At 68.0% G+C, this 13,059-nt stretch carries 13 protein-coding genes and 1 tRNA gene; 5 read left to right on the top strand and 9 right to left on the bottom strand.

Features of this window, described 5'->3' with window-relative positions:
- From QSK18_RS16570 to QSK18_RS16560, 3 genes are all read right to left on the bottom strand, one after another.
- Window positions 1-942: a hypothetical protein gene (locus tag QSK18_RS16570; protein ID WP_285620111.1), complete on the bottom strand. Its 942-nt coding sequence runs from the start codon at window positions 940-942 to the stop codon at window positions 1-3.
- The gene (locus QSK18_RS16565; protein WP_285620109.1) at window positions 942-2,069 is read right to left on the bottom strand and encodes a 50S ribosomal protein L11 methyltransferase; all 1,128 of its coding nucleotides are present in this window, start codon (window positions 2,067-2,069) and stop codon (window positions 942-944) included. Before QSK18_RS16565 ends, QSK18_RS16570 begins: the two co-directional genes overlap by 1 nt.
- A gap of 360 nt (window positions 2,070-2,429) precedes the next feature.
- Window positions 2,430-3,326, bottom strand: coding sequence for an alpha/beta fold hydrolase (locus QSK18_RS16560; RefSeq protein ID WP_285620108.1), 897 nt, complete (start codon window positions 3,324-3,326; stop codon window positions 2,430-2,432).
- A gap of 96 nt (window positions 3,327-3,422) precedes the next feature.
- On the opposite strand from QSK18_RS16560, the gene QSK18_RS16555 reads away from it, so the two are divergent.
- Window positions 3,423-4,355, top strand: coding sequence for a helix-turn-helix transcriptional regulator (locus QSK18_RS16555; protein WP_285620107.1), 933 nt, complete (start codon window positions 3,423-3,425; stop codon window positions 4,353-4,355).
- 228 nt (window positions 4,356-4,583) lie between these two features.
- Here the strand turns inward: QSK18_RS16555 and QSK18_RS16550 are convergent, their stop codons facing one another.
- On the bottom strand, window positions 4,584-5,534 hold the full coding sequence (locus QSK18_RS16550; protein WP_352396569.1) for an NAD(P)H-quinone oxidoreductase: 951 nt from the start codon (window positions 5,532-5,534) through the stop codon (window positions 4,584-4,586).
- A gap of 106 nt (window positions 5,535-5,640) precedes the next feature.
- Window positions 5,641-6,051 carry a hypothetical protein gene (locus tag QSK18_RS16545; RefSeq protein ID WP_285620105.1) on the bottom strand — a complete coding sequence of 137 codons (411 nt, stop codon included), beginning with the start codon at window positions 6,049-6,051 and terminating at the stop codon, window positions 5,641-5,643.
- Window positions 6,052-6,244: 193 nt separating this feature from the next.
- Between QSK18_RS16545 and QSK18_RS16540 the strand changes: the two genes are divergently transcribed.
- Together QSK18_RS16540 and QSK18_RS16535 are read left to right on the top strand one after the other, a co-directional pair.
- The gene (locus tag QSK18_RS16540) at window positions 6,245-7,186 is read left to right on the top strand and encodes a glycoside hydrolase family protein (RefSeq protein ID WP_285620104.1); all 942 of its coding nucleotides are present in this window, start codon (window positions 6,245-6,247) and stop codon (window positions 7,184-7,186) included.
- Window positions 7,187-7,232: 46 nt separating this feature from the next.
- Entirely contained in the window at window positions 7,233-7,964 is a 732-nt protein-coding gene (locus tag QSK18_RS16535; protein WP_232814893.1) for a sulfite exporter TauE/SafE family protein, read from the top strand.
- Window positions 7,965-7,998: 34 nt separating this feature from the next.
- Here QSK18_RS16535 and QSK18_RS16530 read toward each other — a convergent pair whose 3' ends face one another.
- Together QSK18_RS16530 and QSK18_RS16525 are read right to left on the bottom strand one after the other, a co-directional pair.
- On the bottom strand, window positions 7,999-8,514 hold the full coding sequence (locus QSK18_RS16530; RefSeq protein ID WP_285620103.1) for a hypothetical protein: 516 nt from the start codon (window positions 8,512-8,514) through the stop codon (window positions 7,999-8,001).
- 114 nt (window positions 8,515-8,628) lie between these two features.
- Window positions 8,629-9,435 carry a hypothetical protein gene (locus QSK18_RS16525; RefSeq protein ID WP_232814895.1) on the bottom strand — a complete coding sequence of 269 codons (807 nt, stop codon included), beginning with the start codon at window positions 9,433-9,435 and terminating at the stop codon, window positions 8,629-8,631.
- 280 nt (window positions 9,436-9,715) lie between these two features.
- On the opposite strand from QSK18_RS16525, the gene QSK18_RS16520 reads away from it, so the two are divergent.
- The gene (locus QSK18_RS16520) at window positions 9,716-10,969 is read left to right on the top strand and encodes an aggregation-promoting factor C-terminal-like domain-containing protein (protein WP_285620101.1); all 1,254 of its coding nucleotides are present in this window, start codon (window positions 9,716-9,718) and stop codon (window positions 10,967-10,969) included.
- A 3-nt stretch (window positions 10,970-10,972) separates the two neighbouring features.
- Here QSK18_RS16520 and QSK18_RS16515 read toward each other — a convergent pair whose 3' ends face one another.
- Both QSK18_RS16515 and QSK18_RS16510 read right to left on the bottom strand, forming a co-directional pair.
- Window positions 10,973-12,094: a calcium:cation antiporter gene (locus tag QSK18_RS16515; protein ID WP_232814897.1), complete on the bottom strand. Its 1,122-nt coding sequence runs from the start codon at window positions 12,092-12,094 to the stop codon at window positions 10,973-10,975.
- A 69-nt stretch (window positions 12,095-12,163) separates the two neighbouring features.
- Window positions 12,164-12,637 carry an NUDIX hydrolase gene (locus QSK18_RS16510; RefSeq protein WP_232814898.1) on the bottom strand — a complete coding sequence of 158 codons (474 nt, stop codon included), beginning with the start codon at window positions 12,635-12,637 and terminating at the stop codon, window positions 12,164-12,166.
- A gap of 117 nt (window positions 12,638-12,754) precedes the next feature.
- Between QSK18_RS16510 and QSK18_RS16505 the strand changes: the two genes are divergently transcribed.
- Window positions 12,755-12,840 (top strand) — tRNA-Leu (locus QSK18_RS16505).
- The last annotated feature ends 219 nt before the right edge of the window (window positions 12,841-13,059 follow it).

The following is a 13,059-nucleotide window of genomic DNA, read 5'->3' as shown; positions in this document are numbered from 1 at the left end:
TCAGGTCCGGCCGGCCAGGGCGGGGGTGGGCCGCAGGGCGGAGCGCGGGTCCACCCGGACCACCCGGAAGTGGCGCTTGGTGCTGTCCAGCCGGTGAAAGAGCGGGTCGGCCCCGGCCAGGTGCACGGTCCGCACCCCGTGGGCGGTCAGCGAGGCGACCACCGCGGGCCAGGAGAAGGGCCGGTCGAAGGTGTTCAGCAGCATCTCCCGTACCCCCTGCGCGGTGTCCGCCACCGTGCCGTCCTGGTCGGTGACCACGGGCAGGACGGGCTCGCGGAACGTCAGCGCGGGCAGCACTTCGGCGGCGACGGCCTCGCGCAGACCCCCGAAGAGCACCGAGTGCGCCGGCGGGCGCATCGTGTGCATGTTGTAGCCGCCGAGGGCACCGATCTCCCGGCGGAACTGCGCCAGCCGGGTCTCGCTGAGGGTGATCATGGCAAAGCCCTGGTCCAGGTCGCCCGACAGCTCCAGGCGTTCCCCACGGGCGTTCCACTCCCCCAGAAGCGTCGTCAGTTTCTCGTCCGGCACCCGCACCACGGTCTGGGTGACCAGATCGGTGTGTTCGTTCTCGAAGTAGGCGCGCTCCTGACGGGCCATCCCCACGGTGGCGCGCACCCCGTCCTCAAAAGACAGGCAACCACTGAGAACGGCCGTGGCCCGGACCCCGAAACTGGGCCCGGCGCAGTAGGCCGGGCTCGCGGTGAGCAGGGCCCGCTCGGCCAGCGCCAGGGAACTGATCAGCGAGGCGACCTGGGCGGCCTCGGAGTAGTCGTCCTCGCCCGAGTCGTGCAGACGCTGCAGAACCGGGTAACCGAGCACGGTCCGGGCCCGGCGCAGCAGCGGGCGCGCGAACTGGTCCAGCGCCAGGAACCGGCCCAGGTCGGCGAACGTGGCACCGGCCAGGCCGGGGAAGACGACAGCGTCGTGATCCGTACCGCTCATCACTCGACCGGAAAGAGGGCTTGGTAGAAGGGCGTTTTGCGAAACTGCGACGAGTGGTGACCCGAACTCCAGCGCAGGGGCACCGGCGGGCCGAGCCGGCGGTGCAGGGTGCCGGTCAGGGCGTAGTCCGGGTGGACGCCGTCGTCGCTGAGCTCGGTGCTCCAGGTGAACTCGAACCGGTCACCCTCACGCACCGGCAGCCCGGCCTGAGACAGCGGCGCGTACACCGGTGTCCAGCTGCTGGGCTGGATCAGGGAGTCGAGGGGGTCACCGGTGCCGTCGGGGTCGACCCACAGCCGCATGCCCAGAGCCAGGCCGTGCAGCCGGCCGGCCTTGCCGAAGTGGATCTGGGCGGCGTCGGTGCTCTCCGGCTGCAGGTCGCCGTTGAAGTGCAGCGTCTCGACCTCGGCGGCCCCACTCAGGTAGGCCAGGTCCTGCCGGGCCGGGTTGTCCTGCAGGCCGACCAGGCACAGCCGTAAGTCAAAGGGACGAGAGAGACAGTTGAACACCTGGCCCACGTAGTCCAGAACGAACAGCGGGAACGCCGGCGGCTCGGCGGTGACTGCACCCAGGTCGAGGCCGACCACGGTGGTCACGCTCACGTGCGGGATGAACAGGCCGTCCGGCTTGACCAGGCGCTCACGGGCGTCGCGCAGCACCGAACCGGCGCCCTCCGAGCCACCCAGAGTGCCGATGATCTCCGAGACGCACAGGTCGACGCGCTCGGGCAGGCTGATCTCGGTGGACAGGCCCTCCACCACGGTGACCCGGTCGCTGTAGCCGGCCTCCTCGATGACCTGCCGGGCGATCTGCGCGGACTTGGGGATGACCTCCATCGCCCACACGTGTTGCGCTCCGGCGCGTGCGGCCGCGAGGGCCCAGACCGCGTCCTGGCCCGTACCGATGTCCAGGACCGTGCGCCCAGGAGCGTGCTTGGCCACGGCTGCGGCGTACTGCTGCATCCGCAGTTCGTCGTTCAGCATCTGCCCGTAGGCGAAGTTGTCGTACAGCGGGTACTCGCCGATGGAAGGGAACAGCCAGACCGGCGGGTCGTCCTCGTACGCGCAGGCCCGGACCGGCAGCCTCCGGCCGGCCGCCTCGACCTCGGCAACGAATGCGCGAGTCATCAAAGCCTTCCGGTAGTGCGATCACCAAGATCGAAAACCCTCGTTCCGGAAAGGTTTCTGGCTGCAGCGGCCGCGTCCCACGACGTGGCCACCGACTCCCCGGGGGCTCGCGGCTGCCGACTATGCCATCGCTCAGGGGGCCAAAGTGGGGCATTCAACCGATACGGCAGCAGTTGAACACCTTCCGGACGGCTGACCAGTGATGGCGCCTCACGTGAGGATGATTACGTTGTCCTACGCCTGGGGCAGCAGTTGAACAGCCACCCAAAGTGATCGATTCGTCACCCAGAGCCCAGTGCAGCTCGGTGCTCTGCCCCTTCTCCACCGGCGCCGCCTTCCCCCGCAGTTGCCGCCCTTGGACTATCCGAGCCGGGAGCTCGCCAACTGGATCACGGAGGTCGCAGCCGCAGCGAACGCATCAGGCTGCTCGACATGCGCGAAGTGCCCGCTGTCCGGCAACAGGTGCAGCTGCGCATCCGGGAGGCCCTGGACCAGAAGAGAGCCCCACCGCGGGCCACAGAGGAAGTCCTGCCCGCCGACGAGCACCACCGTGGGCACCACGATCTCGCCCAACCGCTCGGTGACGTCGAACACCACCGGGTCGGCTGCGCTCGCCGCTTCCCTGCTCATCCGGATGGATTCTCGGAAGGAAGCGAATTCGAGCTTCCGAGAATGGAAGTCGGCGAAGTAGACGGGGATCGCGGTGGCGAACGCCTGGCTCATGCTGTCGTCGTCGGGCGCGTTCACCGCCTGCTGGAAGGCCTGCGGAACGATGGCGGCCTCCGGAACATCCGGGTGACGCTGCGGGTAGGAGGCCAGGGACCTCATACCCTCGGACCAGAAGCCGGGGCCGGCCTGCGGTGAGGTGGAGTACAGGATCAGCCCGGCCAGGAGCTGGGGCTGCGTCAGCGCGTAGGCCTGGGCGACGAATCCCCCGTGCGAATGCCCCAGCAGGTACACCGCCTGATCGAGGCGCTCGATCAGCACGCTCAGGAAGTGGACGTAGGTGCTCAGGCCGTAGCGGGACGGGCGGCCCGAGCGGCCCGTCCCGACCGGCTCGACGTAGACCACCGTGAAGTGTTCCTCGAGCTCCGCTGAGCGCAGATAGGACCAGTTCAGGCCTGGGCCACCCGGGTGGGCCACGCAGACCGGGCCGCGGCCGGCGACGTGGTAGCTCTGCCGAACTCCGTCGATGTCGATCTCGTGGGCGCCCGGTGCAAGAAGCCCCGCGGTGGAGTCGGTGGTGTTGTCTGGCATGCCCTCATTGCATCTCGGCGCCAGGCCCGCCCACCATGCCCGGATGCGTCAGTGTGCATACGACTTCTTCCACCCCGCCCACTAGAATCCTCCGCGATGGACTTGATCAACGAGGTGGTGGCCAGCGCCCGCGCGGGGCGTGCCGTGGCCCGGCGCAGCCGGTACGCCGGTGCCTGGGCCACCCGCTTCCCGGCCGTCAACGGCTCCGGTCTGCACGTGTTCCGGCAGGGCTCCCTGTGGCTCGTTCCGCAGGACGGCGCCCCGGTGTTCCTGCAGGCAGGCGACGCCGTTTTCGTGCCCCACGGTCCGCCGCACGGCTTCAGCCACGAACCCGCCCCGTTCTCGTCACTGGCCGAGACCGGGACGTGGGTGCCGGGCGCCGATCCCTTCGACGTCGAATTCGTATCCTGCTGCTACCACCTCGATCGAGGTCAGGTCCACGAGTCGCTGACCGGCCTGCCCGAGGTCATCACCCTGACGATCGACGGCCGGCAGAACCCACAACTTCCGGTCCTGGCCGAACTGCTCGGCCAGCACGCCGATGAGGCCGGCCCCGGCAACGACATCGGCCTGGCGGCCGTGGTGGACCTGCTGCTGGTGCACCTGCTGAGGGCCTGGCGCGGCCTGCAGGAGGAACAGACCTGGCGCCGGACGACAGACCCGCAGATCGCACACGTCCTCAAAGTCGTCGGCGACGAACCGTACCGGGCCTGGAGCGTTCAGGAACTGAGCGACCTGACCCGGATGTCACGCGCAGCCTTCACCCGCAGATTCACCGCCGCAGTACACGAGACACCCAGCGCCTACCTGACCCGGCGACGTCTGGAACAGGCTGCGTACCTACTGCGCCACACCAACCTGCCGCTGGCCTCGGTGGCCGAGAACATCGGCTACGCAACCGAATTCAGCTTCTCGGCCGCCTTCCGGCGGCACTACGGCATCGCCCCCGGACGCTTTCGCCACCAGGGCCGGGCCGATGGTGACGCCCCCAATTCCTCGGAGAAGACCTCTCAGAGCGGCCAACTTTGAAATTCAGGACGAATGTCCGCCTCGGTAGCGCTGACAGCGTCACGTTCACGTGTGGTGCACCAACTGTGCCTCGAGCACGTCGGCCGGCTCAAGCCGATGGCCCAGCGGTACGAGGAGGAATCCGGCGACTCCGTCACCGAACCCGAACGCCTCCACGTCGCCGGCCTGCCCGAGCTACGCACCGGCCCGGTCGGCCTCGCAGCCGGGTACGCTCAGGTGAGCTGTTCCTCAGGATTTTTCCGGCAGCACCAGAACAATCTTTCCGTGCTTGCCCCCGGCCGAGAACCGGTCGTAGGCGGCCTGGGCCTGCTCCAGCGGGAAGGTCGCGGCGACCGGGACGGTGACCGAGCCGTCGGCGATGAAGGGCAGGACCGAGCGTTCGACCGCGCGGGCGGTGGCCGCCTTCTGCTCCAGAGGACGGGCCCGCAGGGTGGAGCCGAAGATACGCGCCCGCTTCTGCATGACCTGCTGCAGGTCCAGTTCGCTGGTGCGCCCGGCCCCGACACCGATCACCACGATCCGCCCGTCCAGGTCCAGGGCTTCCAGGTTGCCGGGCAGGTTGGGGCCGCCGACCAGCTCCAGGATGACGTCGAATGGGCCATGGTCCTCAAAGCCGTCGGGAGCAATGACCTTCGCACCGAGCGCCGCGACCTGATCGCGGGAGTCCGGATTGCGGACACTCGCAGTCACCCTCGCACCGGCCGCCCGGCCCAGCTGGACGGCGGCGCTGCCCACTCCCCCGGCCGCGCCGTGCACCAGGAGCCGTTCACCGGCCCGGAGGCCGCCCTGGGTGAAGAGTGCATCGTGAGCGGTGGTGAAGACCTCGGCCAGGCCACCGGCCTCGGCCCAGGACAGCCCTTCCGGAACAGGCATCAGGACCCGCTCGTGGGCGACGCACAGTTCGGCCTGACCACCCCCGCCGAGGATGCCCATGACACGGTCCCCGACCGCGAAGCGGGTCGCCCCAGGCCCCAGGCCGACGACCTCCCCGGCCATCTCCAGGCCCGGGATGTCGGCCGGGGCACCGGGCGGAGCGGCGTACCGCCCTTTCAGCTGCAGCAGATCTGCACCGTTGAGCCCGCAGGCCCGGACACGGACCAGCACCTCTGCGCTGCCAGGTTCTGGGGCCGGCAGGTCGGTGATGCTGAGGGCCCGGTCATTGATGGTCACTGCGCGCATGGTGCTGAATCATCTTCCGGTAGGCGGGGTGGCTCCTGCCTGCGACCCTAACGGCCACTCCAGGACTCGCCTCCGGGAGCGGGCAACCCCCCTGCACGCAAACCGGTCACCTCAGATCCTCGAAGGAGTCCTCTCCCGGCCGCCAGCACATCCAGCCGCCGTCCTCGAACCCTGAGAGCAAGGCAATCTCGACAAAGACTTCGTCCAGAGTGGGATTGAGGACGATGACCCCTGATTCCAGCTCAACTCTGAGACCGCGCCCTCTCGCCTCCTGGGCCGAGACAACCCAAGCCGGCGTCATCCGGCGCAGTACGTCCGCATAACCAAGATCCGGCTCCCGCCAAACGGTGCCCGCCCGCTCCAGCACGGGCCAGACATAGCAGTTGAGGCACGGCGAATCAGAACTGTCCCCGCCATCGAAACGCAGTTGCACATAGTCGTTCAATACGAACTCGACCGAGTACAGCCGATAACCCACGAGCCGCGACAGCAACTCGTCAGGGATGTAACTGCTCAAACCCGCGCTCCCCCCTCTTCACGCGATGGCGTTCACCCGCCACCAGTCAAGTCAGATCTAAGTCCATGTGAAGATCCAGACCGCCGGAACCCGCCCGGACATTCGTCGTCGCAGCTCAGGCCGTATGCCACAGCAAACACTGGGACTTTCGCACTAGCCACCGCGCTCCGACCAGGCTCTACGCTCAGCCACCATGCCGTCCCTGACAAAACGCACCACCGCTCTCCTGGCCGCCGCGGCCGTGACCCTGACCGCTTCCGCGACGGCGGCCACCGCAGTGAACCGCTCCTCCGCCGACACCCCCGCGAAGGCGAGCGCCGCCGCCGAAGGCTCACAAACGTCCTCAGGTGTTTCGGTTGCCTCCCAGGCCGCCAAGAAGAAGGACCTGATCGACGGGCCCAAGAAGGGCGCGGCGCTGTGGAAGCAGGACGGCATCACCAAGAGCCTGAAGAACTCGAAGGTGTCCTGGTACTACAACTGGTCGCCGGTGCCGGCCGGGGTGAAGGCGCCCAAGGGCGTGGACTTCGTGCCGATGATCTGGGGCGCGGACTCGGTGACCAAGTCGAACCTGGCCAAGGCCAAGAAGAACGGCAACACGCTGCTCGGGTTCAACGAGCCGGACCTGGGCGAGCAGTCGAACATGAGCGTGGAGCAGGCCCTGGACCTGTGGCCGCAACTGCAGAAGACCGGGATGCGGCTGGGCAGCCCGGCCGTGGCCTGGGGCGCCGACCAGGACGGGCAGTGGCTGGACCGGTTCATGAAGGGCGCCAAGCAGCGCGGTCTGCGGGTCGACTTCATCACGCTGCACTGGTACGGCTCGGACTTCCGCAGCGCCCAGGCGACCAAGCAGCTGAAGCAGTACGTGACGGCGGTGCACAAGAAGTACCCGAAGAAGCCGATCTGGATCACCGAGTACGCGCTGATGAAGTTCGGCACCGGCGACCGTTTCCCGGCGCCGGCCAACCAGGCCAGCTTCGTCAAGAAGTCCACGGCCATGCTGAACAAGCTCAAGTACGTGGAGCAGTACGCCTGGTTCGCGTTCCCGACCTCCACGAACGGGCAGGACGAGACCGGCCTGTACCGCCCGGGTGGGGCGATCACGGCGCCCGGTAAGGCGTACCGCGCCGCTCGCTGAGCTTTACTTCAGGGGCAACTGCTCCCGCTGAAGAACGGCTCCACTCGTGATCCTTGAGACCGCGCCGGCCGCGGTGACCTGGCTCGTCCTGGTCACCGCGGCCTTCTGCGCAGGCTTCGCCAAGACCGCCGTGGGCGGGATCGGCCTGTTCACCGTTGTGCTGGCCGCGCTGGTGATGCCGGCGGCCGAGTCGACTGCGGCGGTGCTCCTGCTGCTGATCATTGCTGACGCCTGCGCGGTGTTCCGTTACGGACGGCACGCCGACTGGGCTTTGATCCGTCAGGTCGTGCCCGCGGTGATTCCGGGGTTGCTGATCGGCGCGGTGCTCCTGGCGGCTCTGCCCGACTCCCTGCTGCGGCGTCTCATCGGGGGCATCCTTCTGCTGATGGCCGCGCTGCAGCTTCTCCCCCGCACGCCGCAGCCTCCCCGGGGTGCGGCGACGGTGACGGGGCTGGGGGCGGGCGCCTGCACGATGATGGCCAACGCCGCCGGCCCCGTGATGACGCTGTATCTGCTGGCCCGGGGGCTGGACAAGCAACGGTTCCTCGGCACGTCGGCCTGGTTCTTCGCCGGGGTGAACCTGTGCAAGGTGCCCTTCACCGCTGGGCTGGGTCTGTTCGACGGGCCAATGCTTTTACGGACGCTGGTGCTGGCCCCCGCTGTTCTGCTCGGTGCGTTGGTGGGCGTCAAAGTGGTGAACCGGCTGCGTCAGAGCGTGTTCGAGAGGGTGGTGCTGGGCGCCACCGCGGTGAGCGCTCTCACCCTGATCCTGCTCTGAGCCCGGCCTTTCCTGGAGGCCGGGCTCAGACGATTCAGGCCCCTGGGTACTGGAACGGGATGTTCCCGCCGACGGCGATGTAGGCCAGTGGCAGGCTGAGCGCCGTCAGCGTGCCGGTGAGCACTTTCTCCACCTTGCCACCGGTCTTGAACCCGGCCCCGATGCGTCGGCTGTTGCCGGTCAGCGTGGCCAGGGCGAACGGGATGCCGCCGAACAGGAAGTCGGCGGCCAGGTGTGAGCCCCAGGCTGCCGCCGCGGCCATGAGGAACCAGTCGAGGTCGGGGGTCAGCACCAGACTCAGCCCGTACAGGACGGCGAAGACTAGCTCGGGCATGTGCGTGGGCCCGCGGTGACCGCCGGGGATGATCTTGGCCATCACCCCGCCCTGGTCGGCGTCGGGCGACCAGTCGTCGGCGCACATGCTCGAGGCGACGACCGCGCCGGCCACCACGTGCTGCCAGCCCAGATGCCAGTCGCCGTAGAGTTGTTCATAGGAGCAGATGCTGAGCCAGGTCGCCTGCGCGGCGGCCTGGTGGCCGAGCCTGTTCATGTGGTGCGGGGTCTCCGTTTCCTGGTGAATCTCCACTTCTTGATCACGTGGAGACCGTCAGTGCACCAGATGGGCGTTCTGCCCCGGTCATCGGGGTCGGGTCCGGACCGGCGGTCACCGGAACGGGGGTTCAGCGACCTTGCTGTTCTCCCCGCAGGCGATCGACTGAGCGCGACGTACCTCGTCCGCCCGCTCCGCAAGGTCCTTGCCGATCAGCACGTCCGGGCCATTCGTGGCCCGCTTGCCGTCCTTGTCGAGCTCGACCGCCCGGCGGGACACCTTGTACGTCTGCTGGTCCGGGTCGTACTCGGCCCGGTACCCGACCAGGATCCGTTCGGAGCCGTCGCCGAGGCAGCCCACCCCGTCACCGGTCATGTCGTAGCCCAGATCGAACAGGTACGGATGCCCCTCGGCATTCGTCGTGGCCACGATGTAGCAGTTGACCACGCTGTACAGGGCCGCCGACCGGCCCAGATCGAGCAGGATCACGGCCGATCCGTCTCCCAGGCGCCCGGCCAGGGCGTTCACCCGGTCACCGACCCGCTGCTCCAGCGCGCCTGCGTCCCACTGATTCAGGACCATGGAGAAACTGGCCCCGCTGGCCGTACTCACCCCCAGCAGCCGCAGGCCCTGATCATGGGCCAGCCACAGCTCGTCGGCCTCCCCGTCATCGTCCAGGTCGTCCGTGGCGACGCGGTTGGAGTCCTTCGGTACGGCTGCACCACCGGCCGGGCAGCCAGGCCCGGCACCGGCTGACGTTCCGAGGCCGGCCGGGCCGGCCGTGCCCTCGACGGCAACCGCGTCGGCCGCGTAGGTCTCGTTCGCGCATCCCGCCAGGGCAATGACCCCCGCGACCGCCATGGCCGCCCCCCGGGCCAACGGGCCGAACCAGGAGCGTCCTCCGCCGGTTTTCATGACCATGAACCGTTGCTCATCCACTTCTGTCCGCATCCCGTCTTGCACCAGTTCGTCATCATGCTCGAAGGCCCACATGCCTCAGTCAGTAGTCCCTCATCTGGCTGTCAGGCGCTGTCCCCCAGTGAGATGCCACGACAGACGAGTTTGTTCGATACTCGTGCAGCCTTCTGGTCCGTCCTGAGCACGGTCGACCGACGCTCCGGACGTGTAGGCAATATCAAACCTCCCTCAACTCTTTCCAACCCCGTTGTGCTTCTTGTCCCAATTCGTCACGGTGGAAGTCGTGACGACAACGGTGGGATCAGAGACCGAAGCGGATCTTGTGAACCACTGGCTCGACACCGGGGGCATACCGGTGATCGGTCACGACGGGTCGAAGGTCTACCCCCGGCGGGCAGATCTGCGCAGGGCCGAGGCCCGGGCCAGCGCGCGCCGCCGTTCGCACAGTCTCCCCGCCGACAGCCGCCGCTCCCCTGCGATCGCCGCCCACGAGCGTCCTCAAATTCCGCTGGCCGCCCCTCGCGGGGGTGCCTTCCGCTCTACGCCCGCCCTCGCCGACCCGACGCCGGAATGGGGACTCGACCTCACCCGTCCTCAAACGGCTCCTGCTGAGTGCGTCGACGCGCAGCGGGCCGGGCGCTTCTCGGGAACGGCCACCCGCCTGCTGGTCATGGCTCTCGTGGTGGGTGCGGAAGGGGCTGCGGTGGCTCAGTTCGCCGGTCCCACCGACACCGACAACGGGCCCACCACCGCCACGTTCTCGCTGGAGGACCTGCGGGATACGGCTGAGGCCGAGCGTCGCGCCGCCGCGTTGCGCCAGGTTCAGACGGCGGAAGCCGAACGCCGCAAGACCACGGCGGTCGCTCTGGAGAGCGTGAAAGAGGCCTCACCGGCCAAGGCCGAAGCTGCCCTGGACCAGGCTCACAAGGCCAAGGCCGCGCAGATCCGGCACCTGAAGGCGCAGGCCAAGGCCAAGGCGGCCGCCCGGGCCGAAGCCGCTGAGGCTGCCGAGGCCCGCAAGAAGGCTCAGGCCGCGGAACGCCCGGCTGAGACCACCGCGCCGACGAGGGCCGCCGCGAAACCTGCGCCGAAGAAGGCCAAACCCGCCGCCAAGCCCCCCGCCAAGCCCACCGTCAGGTCCTCGCCGAAGGCTGAGAAGCCCAAGGCCGAGAAACCGAAAGCTGAGAAGAAGAAGGCCAGCACCTCCAGCCGGAAGAAGGCACTGGCCAACGCTCGCAAGAACCCGCGGGCCGCAGCCAAGGTGCTGCTGGGCGATCGCGGCTGGTCGTCGAGGCAGTACACCTGCCTGGACTCGCTGTGGAACCGGGAGAGCAACTGGAACTACCGGGCCAAGAACCCCTCGTCCGGGGCCTACGGCATCCCGCAGGCCCTGCCCGCCACCAAGATGAGCTCGGCCGGCTCGGACTGGAAGACGAACCCGGTCACCCAGATCCGCTGGGGGCTCGACTACATCGCCGACCGCTACGGAAGCCCCTGCGGCGCCTGGAGCCACAGCGAGTCACACGGCTGGTACTGAGGCCTAAGGCTGCACGGTGAGGAACAGCCAGGCGCCCAGCAGTACCAGGTGCACGAAGCCCTGCAGCGTGTAGGCCCGGCCCTGCACCACCGTGAACGCCGTGACCACGATGGTCAGGGCGAACAGGATCATCTGGGTCGGTTCCAGGCCGAGCTCGAGCGGGCCGCTGATCCAGATCATGGCCAGCGCGACGGCCGGGATGGTCAGGCCGATCGAGGCCATGGCTGAGCCGTAGGCCAGGTTCAGGCTCAGCTGAACCCGGTCGCGGGCAGCATTGCGGGTGGCCGCGATCGACTCGGGCGCCAGCACGAACAGCGCGATCACCACACCGACCACGGCGTAGGGCAGACCCAGGTCGGCCACCACGTCCTCGATCGTGGGCGAGAGCAGCTTGGCCAGCCCGACCACGGCGACCAGGGAGATCACCAGCAGGCCCAGGCTGGTCCAGGCCACCGAGGCCGGCGGCGGGTCGGCGTGCCCGTCCTCGTCCAGGTCGAGCAACCCTGTGACCTGCCCCATCTCGTCACTGGAGACCGGCAGGAAGAAGTCCCGGTGGCGGATGGTCTGGGTGAACACGAACGCCCCGTACAGGGCCAGCGAAGCGACCGCCGCAAAAGCCAGCTGAGACGTGGAGTACTCCCGGCCCGCGGCCGAGGTGGTGAAACTGGGCAGCACCAGCGCCACACCGGCCAGCGTGATCACCGTGGTCACGGCCGAACTGGTGCCCGAGGCGTTGAAACTGACGATGTGATGCTTGCGCGCCCCCACCAGCAGCGACAGCCCCACGATGCCGTTGAACGTGATCATCACCGCCGCGAACACCGTGTCGCGGGCGTACGTGCTCGCGCCCTTCCCGCCGTCGCTCATCAGCAGCACGATCAGCGCGACCTCGATGATCGTGACGGCCACCGCAAGGATCAGTGACCCGAACGGCTCCCCCACCTTGTGGGCCACCACCTCCGCATGGTGCACAGCGGCCACGATCGACCCGATCAGAGCCAGGGTCACGATGACCAGGGCTAACCAGTTGTCATGCCAGAACCAGGTGATGGCCAGGATCACGGCGGCCACCACGGGAGTCAGCAGCGGCCACTGCAAGCGTTCACGGATAGTAAGGGAACCCATGGCTCTAACTTACCCAGAGCGACCACTTCCCGCGTGCTGGGACTTATGTGCCGGCTGTGGCCGGCGGGCTCAGCCCAGGTGGGGCATGTCGGCGCCCTGGAGCCAGAGGTCGACCCGCATCCGCATCGACCGGTCCATCCTGAGGTCGGCGAGCTGATCCGGGTCTACCCACCTGACCTGGCTGGACTCGCTGGAGGGCGTGGGCCGGCCACTGATGTACGCGGCAGTGAAGACGACGGAGAACTCCTGCCTGACCTCACCGTTGCTCGTGTACTCGATCAGGTGCTTCGGGTCGGTGAAGATCCCCAGCAGGCCCGTGACCTGGCACGTGACGCCCGTCTCTTCCAGCGTTTCCCGCACGCCGCAGGCGACGATGCTCTCGCCCAGATCCATGCCGCCGCCGGGCAGCGCCCAGTTGCCGTTGTCGGACCGGCGGATCAGCAGAACCTGGCCTTGATCGTTTGTGACCAGCACGTTTGCCGACGGGACGAGGCTGTTGGGCCTGGGCGCGGCCGGGTCGTCGTAGTGATCGATGCGGCCCACTCATCCCCCAATGACCGCTTCGCCCCGGCTCGGCGGGGCCGTGTCAGGGCGTGCAACAGCCACCTCTCGTTCATGCTAATCTTCTACACGTTCGAAGGGAACACCCCAGAGAACAAAGTCCGGGTGGCGGAATAGGCAGACGCGCTAGCTTGAGGTGCTAGTGCCCTTTATCGGGCATGGGGGTTCAAGTCCCCCCTCGGACACGTAAGTGGGACATGAGTCAGGGAGTATCGAGGCCCTGACCAGGCGGTTCTCCTGCTCGTAGCAGAGATGAAGGCCGAGCTGCAGATAGAGATCAGCACGATCTCGCGGCTCGGCCTTTTTCAATGCCCGCGACAGCGAACCCAACTCCTCAACGACCTGCAGCAACTCTTTCTTACTCAGTTCGTTGGCCGGTTGAAGCTCCTGCAGTGCGACGGCCA

The sequence above is a fragment of the Kineosporia sp. NBRC 101677 genome (genome assembly GCF_030269265.1).
In the GTDB taxonomy this organism is placed as follows: domain Bacteria; phylum Actinomycetota; class Actinomycetes; order Actinomycetales; family Kineosporiaceae; genus Kineosporia; species Kineosporia rhizophila.
This window is presented reverse-complemented; position numbering and strand designations above follow the sequence as displayed.

Excerpts from the sequence above, each read along its gene's own strand:
- QSK18_RS16570 (WP_285620111.1), bottom strand. The coding sequence starts at position 942 with ATGAGCGGTACGGATCACGACGCTGTCGTCTTCCCCGGCCTGGCCGGT.
- QSK18_RS16565 (WP_285620109.1), bottom strand. The coding sequence starts at position 2,069 with ATGACTCGCGCATTCGTTGCCGAGGTCGAGGCGGCCGGCCGGAGGCTG.
- QSK18_RS16560 (WP_285620108.1), bottom strand. The coding sequence starts at position 3,326 with ATGCCAGACAACACCACCGACTCCACCGCGGGGCTTCTTGCACCGGGC.
- QSK18_RS16555 (WP_285620107.1), top strand. The coding sequence starts at position 3,423 with ATGGACTTGATCAACGAGGTGGTGGCCAGCGCCCGCGCGGGGCGTGCC.
- QSK18_RS16550 (WP_352396569.1), bottom strand. The coding sequence starts at position 5,534 with ATGCGCGCAGTGACCATCAATGACCGGGCCCTCAGCATCACCGACCTG.
- QSK18_RS16540 (WP_285620104.1), top strand. The coding sequence starts at position 6,245 with ATGCCGTCCCTGACAAAACGCACCACCGCTCTCCTGGCCGCCGCGGCC.
- QSK18_RS16530 (WP_285620103.1), bottom strand. The coding sequence starts at position 8,514 with ATGAACAGGCTCGGCCACCAGGCCGCCGCGCAGGCGACCTGGCTCAGC.
- QSK18_RS16525 (WP_232814895.1), bottom strand. The coding sequence starts at position 9,435 with ATGGTCATGAAAACCGGCGGAGGACGCTCCTGGTTCGGCCCGTTGGCC.
- QSK18_RS16515 (WP_232814897.1), bottom strand. The coding sequence starts at position 12,094 with ATGGGTTCCCTTACTATCCGTGAACGCTTGCAGTGGCCGCTGCTGACT.